We start from the raw sequence: 9,343 nt of genomic DNA, 5'->3' as shown, positions 1-9,343 counted from the left end.
CACTACGCCGACGTAGCGGTGCGCGCCTGCCAGCGCGCATTCCTTGCAGCGTTGCAATGGTAGCGACGTCAGTCGCCGCTCATTGCCTGCCGCTGCCGCTCCATGAACTCCTGCAACGTATCGATGCCACGCAGCTGCAGGATGGTGTTGCGGACGGCCGCTTCCAGCAGCACGGCGATGTTGCGGCCGGCGGCGACGGGGATCACGACCTTGCGGACCGGCAGGCCCAGCACCTCCTCGGTGGGGAACTGGAAGGGCAGGCGTTCGACTTCCTCTTCCAGCGCGGAGCGGCGCACCAGGTGGACGATCAGCTTCAGGCGCATCTTGCGGCGCACGGCCGTCTCGCCGAAGATGGCCTTGATGTCCAGCAGGCCCAGCCCGCGTACCTCCAGCAGGTTCTGCAGCAGGGGCGGGCAGCGGCCCTCGATCATGTTCGGCGCGATGCGCGAGAATTCCACGGCATCGTCGGCCACCAGGCCGTGGCTGCGCGAGATCAGCTCCAGCCCCAGCTCGCTCTTGCCCAGGCCGGAGTCGCCCGTGATGAGCACGCCGACGCCCAGCACGTCCATGAACACGCCATGCATGATGATGCGTTGCGCCAGCTTCTTCGACAGGTACACGCGCAGGAAGTCGATCACCTGCGCGGCCGGCAGCGGCGTGGAGAACAGGGGGATGTTTTTTTCGTCGCAGATCGCCAGGATGTCCGGCGGCGTTTCCAGGCCCTGCGCGATGATCAGCGCGGGCGGGCCGCCGGCGATCAGTTCGCCGATGACGTGGGCGCGTGTGAGGGCCTTCAGGCGGTGGTAGTAATTGATTTCCTGGTGGCCGAAGACCTGGATGCGGCCCGGGTGGATCGTGTTCAGGTGGCCCACCTGGTCGGCGGCCGAGGCGGCGTCGCCGGAGATCGTGCGTTCGCCGCCCGGAAAGCCCGCGAACCAGCCCAGCTGCAGCGTCTCCCGGTTGTCGTCGTAGAGGCGCTGGATCGTCAGTGGGGTTTGCAGCATGGGGTCTTTTTCTAAGGAAAGAATGAACCCCTAGTGTACCCCGCTTTGGCGACGGATTACCCCGCGACCTGCAGGCTTGGCTGCCAGTTGACGATGCGGCGATACACGGAGCGCGGGTCGGCATCCGTCGACAGCGCCTGGCGGAAGCTGTCGTCCGAAAACATCTCGGCAATCTCGGACAGGATCTCCAGGTGCTGCTGCGTCACGTGATCGGGAATCAGCAGGAAGAACAGCAGGTTGACGGGCTTGCCGTCCGGCGATTCGAACGGGATCGGCTCGGCCAGGCGGACAAACGCGGCCAGCGGCGACTTCAGGCTTTTCGAGCCCTTGATACGGCCGTGGGGCACGGCCACGCCATGGCCCAGCCCGGTCGAGCCCAGGCGTTCACGGGCAAACAGGTTGTCCGATACGGTGGAGCGGGCGATGCCGCAGTTGTTCTCGAAGATCAGGCCGGCTTGCTCGAAAGCGCGCTTCTTGCTCGAGACTTCCAGATCGAGCTGGACGTTCTCGGGCGACAGGATTTTACTGAGGTTATTCATAACGCGACGTAATTGGTGCGGCGCACAAAGGTGGCTGGCGAGCGTGATTATAGGCCTGTTTGTCCGCCGTGTAACTCAATATCGCCAGGGCCGCAAACGCTGTCACGGACCTTCCTGGCGGCCTCGGCATACCCCGTGAAAAGCTTTGAATTTCGACAAAGCCGCGGCACGCTATTTCCACGTTAAAACGAGTGCAATCGCCATTTTTTGCCTGCCGCGAGCGGGGTTTGGCCAATTATTGCGCGTTTGCGCGCCGTGCACTGCAAGTTATATGAAGCTGGGCACAGTTTCTTCAAGTGCTCTTTGTGCCACCTCAATCATTGACGCGCGTTGCGCAGATTCGACGGCTGTCCGGCACGCGTGAAATTGCTCCGCCATGGATTGATGTCGAGGCCGCCACGGCGCGTGTAGCGCGCATACACGGTGAGATGCTGGGGCCGGCATTCGCGCAGGATGTCCGTGAAGATGCGCTCGACGCATTGCTCGTGGAACTCGTTATGTTCGCGGAAGCCGATCAGGTATTTCAGCAGGCTCTCCTGGTCGATCTGCGGCCCGGCGTAGTCGATCTGCACGCTGCCCCAGTCCGGCTGGCCCGTGACGAGGCAGTTCGACTTCAGCAGGTGCGACACGAACGTCTCCTCCACAGGATTCTCGTCGAAGTTGGCCTTCAGGATGGACGGTTGTGGCGAGTAATCATCGATCTCCACGTCCAGCCGGTCGAGCAGCACGCCGTCCAGCTCGCCCATCTTCAGCTTGCCGAAGTCTTCCTGCAGCGTGAGCGTCACGTGCACGGTGCTGCCGGCCGCGGCCGAGAGATCCCGTTGCAGCCGTTCGCGCAGCGCGTCCGGGTCGCCCAGCCGGGTCTGGTTGAAGGAGTTCAGGTACAGCTTGAAGGACTTCGATTCGATGATGTTCGGCGAATCGGCCGGCACCGCGATGCGCGCCACGGCCACCTGCGGCTTGCCGCGCAGGTTCAGCCACGACAGCTCGTACGCGTTCCAGATGTCGACGCCGAAGAAGGGCAGCGTCCCACTGAGGCCGAGCTCGTCACGCTTGCCCTGGCGCGCGATCGGGAACAGCAGCTCCGGCGCGTAGTCGGTGCGGTAGGCGGAGTTCTTGCCGAGGGGGGATTGTTCTGGAGAGTTGGACATGGCACGCCTTTTCTTCAACAAAAATAAATAGGGACAGACCCCATTTTCCGGGCAATATTTCCCAGAAAATGGGGTCTGTCCCCATTTTTGAAGCAAGTATTTTACAGGAACAGCTTATAGACGGGATTCTGCGTCTCGTCCCAGTAGCGGTAGCCCAGCGTGGCGAGGAATCTGGCGAATTCGTCCATCTCTTCCGGCGGCACCTGCAGGCCGACGAGGATGCGGCCCACGTCGCCGCCCTGCGAGCGGTAGTGGCACAGCGAAATATTCCAGTTCGGTGCCATGCTGTCCAGGAAGCGCATCAGCGCGCCCGGGCGTTCCGGGAATTCGAAGCGGTACAGCAGCTCGTCCTTCGCCAGCGCGCTCTTGCCGCCCACGAGGTGGCGCAGGTGCGACTTGGCCAGTTCGTCGTGCGTCAGGTCCAGCGTGCGGAAGTCGTGTTCCTCGAAGCGGCGCGCCAGGGCACTCGACTCGCCGCGGTCGGCGATCTGCACGCCCACGAACACGTGGGCCTGCTCGCGGTCGCTGATGCGATAGTTGAACTCGGTGACATTGCGCGGACCGATCAGCGAGCAGAAGCGCTTGAAGCTGCCGCGCTGTTCGGCCATCGTCACGGCAAACACGGCCTCGCGGAACTCGCCCAGCTCGGCGCGTTCGGCAACGAACCGCAGCCGGTCGAAGTTCATGTTCGCGCCGGACGTGATGGTGATCAGCGTCTCGTTCTCGATCGGGTTCTTCGTGAGCGCCGCGCGTTCGATGTACGCCTTGGCGCCCGCCACGGCCAGCGCGCCGGACGGTTCCAGGATCGAGCGGGTGTCCGTGAACACGTCCTTGATCGCCGCGCAGATCGCATCCGTGTCGACCAGGATGATGTCGTCCACATACTGCTGCGCGAGGCGGAAGGTCTCTTCGCCCACCAGGCGCACCGCGGTGCCGTCGGCGAACAGGCCCACGTCCGGCAGCGTCACGCGTTCGCCGGCCTTCAGGCTGCGCGCCATCGCATCGGCATCCATCGTTTCCACGCCGATGATCTTGATGTCCGGCCGGATCTGCTTGATGTAGGCGGCCACGCCGGAGATGAGCCCGCCGCCGCCGATGGCGACGAACACGGCGTGGATCGGCCCGGCATGCTGGCGCAGGATTTCCATGCCGATGGTGCCCTGGCCGGCGATCACGTCCGGATCGTCGAACGGGTGCACGAAGGTGAGCTTCTGTTCCTGTTCCAGCGTGAGCGCGTGGTTGTATGCGTCCGTGTATGAATCGCCATGCAGCAGCACTTCCACATAGTCGCCGCCGCGCGCCTTGACGGCCTCGATCTTCAGCTGTGGCGTGGTGGTGGGCATCACGATGACGGCGCGGCAGCCCAGGCGCGCGGCGGACAGCGCCAGGCCCTGCGCATGGTTGCCGGCGGAGGCGCAGATCACGCCGCGCTTGCGCTGCGCATCGGTCAGGTGCGCCATCTTGTTGTAGGCGCCGCGAATCTTGAAGCTGAAGACGTCCTGGATGTCTTCGCGCTTGAAGTAAATGCGGTTGCGGCAGCGCTGCGACAGGTTCGGCGCCAGCTCGAGTGGCGTTTCGCGGGCAACGTCGTAGACGCGCGCGGTCAGGATCTTCTTCAGGTAATCGGTGGTCATGGTCGTCAGGGTGGCAGGTGGATGCGACAGCGAGAGTGCCACGGCGGGTAACCGAGAGGGCAGTGAAGCGAGGACACGACGGGTAGGCCGTGGCCGTTCATTCGTGCGGGATGGCCGGGTGCGTTTCATTATAATGGCAACCTTCCGCCCCCAGCCAAGTCTTCGATGACCGAATTGCATGATCAGTCCGCAGCATCGCGTCCACCTGATTGCGTCCATGACTGAGTCCGCATGATTGAGTCCGCATGATCGAGTCTGCACTGAGCTGGCTGCTGGCCTTCCTGGCCGCGCCGGAAGTGGGCCTGACGTCCGTCTTCATCATCAGCTTCATTTCCGCGACCCTCGTGCCGCTCGGTTCCGAGCCCGCCGTGTTCGCCGTCTGCAAGGCCAACGAGGACATGTTCTGGCCGGCCATCCTCGTCGCCACCTGCGGCAACACGCTGGGTGGCGTGGTCGACTACTGGATGGGCTACTACGCAAAGGCCGCGTTCGCGAAGGAACGCAACAGCCGCTGGTTCGGCTGGCTGTCGCACCATGGCGCCAAGACGATGCTGCTGTCGTGGGTGCCCGGCATCGGCGATCCCCTGTGCACGCTGGGCGGCTGGCTGAAGCTGCCGTTCTGGCCCGCCGTCGGCTACATGGCGATCGGCAAGTTCGCCCGCTACCTGACGATGACGCTGGCGCTGCTGTACGTGCCCGATGGTTTCTGGCGCTCGCTGGTGCATGCGCTGGGTGGTTAAACGGCCGGTGCCGCCTTTCACACTTTATTCTGTTGCAGGCTCGGCCGTGCAAATTTTGCATCTCTCAGGCGCTCATGGCCGGATTGAATAAAGCGATCGGTGCGGGAGACCGAATAATGTTCCGTTGCTTGACGTTCACGTAACCCGTGGAAAAGCGGGGCTATCGGGACGTTGTGCGGCGCAATACGTTAAAATGGCCCTCTTAGTGACCATTCAAGCTGACCATTCAAGCGTCTGCTGTTTCCCGCACAATGAACGCCCCAGCACACATCCAGGCACTGCTCGCTGAAACCCCGGACGGCCACGCGCCCACCCGCCTCCGCGAAATCCCGTACAACTACACCTCGTTCTCCGACCGCGAAATCGTCATCCGCCTGCTGGGTGAGGAATCCTGGCAGCTGCTGGACGACCTGCGCGGCGCGCGCCAGACCGGCCGCTCCGCCCGCATGCTGTACGAAGTGCTGGGCGACATCTGGGTGGTGCGCCGCAACCCCTACCTGCAGGACGACCTGCTGGACAACCCGAAGCGCCGCCAGGCCCTGATCGACGCGCTGCATCACCGTCTGTCGGAAGTGGACCGCCGCCGCCTGTCCGTGGACAGCGACGAAACGGGCGAAGCCGCTGATGTTGCCACCCTGCGCCGCGCCAACGTGGAAAAGCTGCTGGCTGCCGCGAGCAAGGCCGTCTCCGACTTCGGCGACGAGTTCCGCGCCACCTACGACCTGCGCAAGCGCGCCATGAAGGTGCTGGGCCGCTACACCGACAAGCACAATATCCGCTTCGACGGCATCAAGCGCGTCTCGCACGTGACCGATGCCACCGACTGGCGCGTCGAATACCCGTTCGTCGTGCTCACGCCCGATGCGGAAGAAGAGATGGCCGGCCTGGTGAAGGGCTGCATCGAGCTGGGACTGACGATCATCCCGCGCGGCGGCGGCACCGGCTACACGGGCGGCGCGATTCCCCTCACGCCCCTGTCGGCCGTCATCAACACGGAGAAGCTGCTGCGCATCGATGCGGTGGAGATGCAGGTGCTGCCGGGCCTCGAGCGCGAATACGCCACCATCTACACGGAAGCGGGCGTGATCACGAACCAGGTTTCCGTCGCTGCCGAGAAGGCCGGCTTCGTGTTCGCCGTCGATCCCACCTCCGCCCACGCCTCCTGCATCGGCGGGAACATCGCCATGAACGCGGGCGGCAAGAAGGCCGTGCTGTGGGGCACCGCGCTGGACAACCTGGCCTCGTGGCGCATGGTCGACCCGAACGGCGACTGGCTCGATGTCACGCGCATCGACCACAACCTGTCGAAGATCCACGACACGCCGCTGGCGCGCTTCAAGTGCGAATGGCGCCATCCGAACGCGAAGGGCGAAGCGCGCGGCGAGCCGTTCAAGACGGAGATGCTGGAGATCGAAGGCCGCAAGTTCCGCAAGGAAGGCCTGGGCAAGGACGTCACCGACAAATTCCTGGCCGGCCTGCCGGGCATCCAGAAGGAGGGCTGCGACGGCCTGATCACGTCCGGCCGCTGGATCCTGCACAAGATGCCGAAGTACACGCGCACCGTGTGCCTGGAGTTCTTCGGCCAGGCGCGCGATGCGATCCCGTCGATCGTCGAGATCAAGGACTACCTGGACAGCCTGCCGAAACAGGGCGAGCAGTTCGAGACGCTGCGCCTCGCCGGCCTAGAACACCTCGATGAACGCTACCTGCGCGCGGTCGGCTACGCCACCAAATCGAAGCGCGGCGTGCTGCCGAAGATGGCGCTGTTCGGCGACATCGTGGGCGACAACGAGGATGCCGTCGCCATGGCCGCCTCGGAAGTGGTGCGCCTGGCGAACACCCGCGTAGGCGAAGGCTTCGTTGCCGTCAGCCCGGAAGCCCGTAAAAAATTCTGGCTGGACCGCGCGCGCACCGCGGCGATCGCCAAGCACACCAACGCGTTCAAGATCAACGAGGACGTCGTCATTCCGCTGAACCGGATGGGCGAGTACACCGATGGCATCGAGCGCATCAACGTCGAGCTGTCGATCAAGAACAAGCTGCAGCTGGCCACCGCGCTGCGCGAGTTCTTCGAAGCGGGCAACCTCCCGGTCGGCAAGAGCGATGACGCGGGCGACGACCAGGTGGGCGATGCCGAGATGCTGGGCGACCGCCCGCAGCAGGCCCTCGCCCTGCTGGAGCAGGCGCAGGCCCGCTGGACCTTCATCCTGGCCAACCTGGACCAGCCGCTGGCCGCCACGCGCCTGGAGCTGTTCCAGCTCGGGCTGGAGGAACTGGGCTCGGCGTTCGAAGAGCGCCTGCAGCGCGCGCCGGACGCCACGCTGTTCGACGTGGTGCAGGACCGCACCGTGCGCATCAGCTGGAAAGGCGAGATCCGCGCCGTGCTGCGCCAGATCTTCAGCGGCGGCGCCTACAAGCTGATCCTGGATGAGGCGCAGGCGATCCACAAGAAGATCCTGCGCGGCCGCGTGTTCGTGGCGCTGCACATGCACGCCGGCGACGGCAACGTGCACACCAACCTGCCGGTCAATTCGGACCACTACGAGATGCTGCAGGATGCCCACGAAGCCGTGGCCCGCATCATGAAGCTGGCCCGTTCGCTGAACGGCGTGATCTCGGGCGAGCATGGCATCGGGATCACGAAGCTGGAATTCCTGACCGAAGACGAGATTGGCGAATTCCGCGACTACAAGCTGCGCGTGGATCCCGAAGGCCGCTTCAACAAGGGCAAGCTGCTGAACCTGCCCGGCATGGAAGCGACGCTGGCCAACGCCTACACGCCGTCGTTCGGCCTGATGGGCCACGAATCGCTGATCATGCAGCAGAGCGATATCGGCGAGATCGCCAACAGCATCAAGGACTGCCTGCGCTGCGGCAAATGCAAGCCGGTGTGCTCCACGCACGTGCCGCGCGCGAACCTGCTGTATTCGCCGCGCGACAAGATCCTGGCCACGTCGGCCCTGATCGAGGCCTTCCTGTACGAAGAGCAGACCCGCCGCGGCATCTCGATCCGCCACTGGGAGGAGTTCGAGGACGTGGCCGACCACTGCACCGTGTGCCACAAGTGCGTGACGCCGTGCCCGGTGAACATCGACTTCGGCGACGTGTCGATGAACATGCGGAACCTGCTGCGCAAGATGGACAAGCGTTCGTTCAACCCCGGCAAGGCCGCGTCGATGTTCTTCCTGAACGCGACCGACCCGGGCACGATCAACGCCGCGCGCCAGTCGATGATCGGTCTCGGCTACAAGGCCCAGCGCCTGGGCAACGAGATCTTCAAGAAGGTGGCGCGCCAGCAGACCAAGGCACCGCCGCCGACGACGGGCAAGCCGCCCGTGCGCGAGCAGGTCATCCACTTCATCAACAAGAAGATGCCGGGGAACCTGCCGAAGAAATCCGCCCGCGCGCTGCTCGACATCGAGGACAACAAGATGATCCCGATCATCCGCGATCCGAAGAAGACCAGCGCCAACACGGAGGCGGTGTTCTACTTCCCGGGCTGCGGTTCGGAGCGATTGTTCTCGCAGGTGGGCCTGGCCACGCAGGCGATGCTGTGGGAAGTGGGCGTGCAGACGGTGCTGCCGCCGGGCTACCTGTGCTGCGGCTATCCGCAGCGGGGCGCGGGCGACTACGACAAGGCCGAGAAGATGATGACGGATAACCGCGTCCTCTTCCACCGCATGGCCAACACGCTGAACTACCTGGACATCAAGACGGTGCTGGTCTCGTGCGGTACCTGCTACGACCAGCTGTCGACCTACGAGTTCGAGAAGATCTTCCCCGGCTGCCGCATCATGGACATCCACGAATACCTGCTGGAGAAGGGCGTCAAGCTGGAAGGCGTGAGCGGTACCCGCTACATGTACCACGATCCCTGCCACACGCCGATGAAGCTGCAGGATCCGCTGAAGACGGTGAATGCGCTGGTGCAGACGGTGGACACGGTGAAGATCGAGAAGAACGACCGCTGCTGCGGCGAGTCCGGCACGCTGGCCGTGACGCGTCCCGACATCTCCACGCAGGTGCGCTTCCGCAAGGAGCAGGAGATGGTCAAGGGCTCGGACAAGCTGCGCGCCGACGGCTTCGAGGGCAACGTGAAGATCCTCACCAGCTGCCCGTCTTGCCTGCAGGGCCTGTCGCGCTACAACGAGGATTCCGGCACCACGGCCGACTATATCGTCGTCGAGATCGCCAAGCACCTGCTGGGCGAGAACTGGATGCCGGAGTATGTGGCGCGCGCCAACGACGGCGGCATCGAGCGGGTGCTGGTCTGAG

6 protein-coding genes are annotated in these 9,343 nt (G+C 64.2%); 2 read left to right on the top strand and 4 right to left on the bottom strand.

The annotated features are described in order from the left end of the window. Window positions 1-68 precede the first annotated feature (68 nt). The 4 genes from hprK to ilvA all read right to left on the bottom strand — a co-directional run bounded on the left by hprK (window position 69) and on the right by ilvA (window position 4,328). The gene (hprK, locus tag IP91_RS24190) at window positions 69-1,004 is read right to left on the bottom strand and encodes an HPr(Ser) kinase/phosphatase (RefSeq protein WP_145652831.1); all 936 of its coding nucleotides are present in this window, start codon (window positions 1,002-1,004) and stop codon (window positions 69-71) included. A 56-nt stretch (window positions 1,005-1,060) separates the two neighbouring features. Beyond that, window positions 1,061-1,543 (bottom strand): PTS sugar transporter subunit IIA, encoded by a 483-nt coding sequence (locus IP91_RS24185; protein WP_145652829.1) that lies wholly within the window; start codon window positions 1,541-1,543, stop codon window positions 1,061-1,063. Between the two features lie 317 nt (window positions 1,544-1,860). Beyond that, window positions 1,861-2,694 (bottom strand): NADPH-dependent 7-cyano-7-deazaguanine reductase QueF, encoded by an 834-nt coding sequence (queF, locus tag IP91_RS24180; protein ID WP_145652827.1) that lies wholly within the window; start codon window positions 2,692-2,694, stop codon window positions 1,861-1,863. 101 nt (window positions 2,695-2,795) lie between these two features. Continuing rightward, window positions 2,796-4,328 (bottom strand): threonine ammonia-lyase, biosynthetic, encoded by a 1,533-nt coding sequence (ilvA, locus tag IP91_RS24175; protein ID WP_145652825.1) that lies wholly within the window; start codon window positions 4,326-4,328, stop codon window positions 2,796-2,798. Window positions 4,329-4,573: 245 nt separating this feature from the next. Between ilvA and IP91_RS24170 the strand changes: the two genes are divergently transcribed. Both IP91_RS24170 and IP91_RS24165 read left to right on the top strand, forming a co-directional pair. Further along, window positions 4,574-5,068, top strand: a complete 495-nt coding sequence (locus tag IP91_RS24170; protein ID WP_145652823.1) for a YqaA family protein — start codon at window positions 4,574-4,576, stop codon at window positions 5,066-5,068. A 251-nt stretch (window positions 5,069-5,319) separates the two neighbouring features. Then, on the top strand, window positions 5,320-9,342 hold the full coding sequence (locus IP91_RS24165; protein ID WP_145652821.1) for a DUF3683 domain-containing protein: 4,023 nt from the start codon (window positions 5,320-5,322) through the stop codon (window positions 9,340-9,342). Window position 9,343 lies beyond the last annotated feature (1 nt).

This window comes from Pseudoduganella lurida (genome assembly GCF_007830455.1).
In the GTDB taxonomy this organism is placed as follows: Bacteria; Pseudomonadota; Gammaproteobacteria; order Burkholderiales; family Burkholderiaceae_D; genus Rugamonas; species Rugamonas lurida.
Note: the sequence above shows the minus strand (reverse complement) of the source record. Positions and strands in the feature narration are given on the sequence as shown.

Bases quoted from the DNA above. Each gene is read 5' to 3' on its own strand.
- hprK (WP_145652831.1), bottom strand. From the start codon at position 1,004: ATGCTGCAAACCCCACTGACGATCCAGCGCCTCTACGACGACAACCGG.
- IP91_RS24185 (WP_145652829.1), bottom strand. From the start codon at position 1,543: ATGAATAACCTCAGTAAAATCCTGTCGCCCGAGAACGTCCAGCTCGAT.
- queF (WP_145652827.1), bottom strand. From the start codon at position 2,694: ATGTCCAACTCTCCAGAACAATCCCCCCTCGGCAAGAACTCCGCCTAC.
- ilvA (WP_145652825.1), bottom strand. From the start codon at position 4,328: ATGACCACCGATTACCTGAAGAAGATCCTGACCGCGCGCGTCTACGAC.
- IP91_RS24170 (WP_145652823.1), top strand. From the start codon at position 4,574: ATGATCGAGTCTGCACTGAGCTGGCTGCTGGCCTTCCTGGCCGCGCCG.
- IP91_RS24165 (WP_145652821.1), top strand. From the start codon at position 5,320: ATGAACGCCCCAGCACACATCCAGGCACTGCTCGCTGAAACCCCGGAC.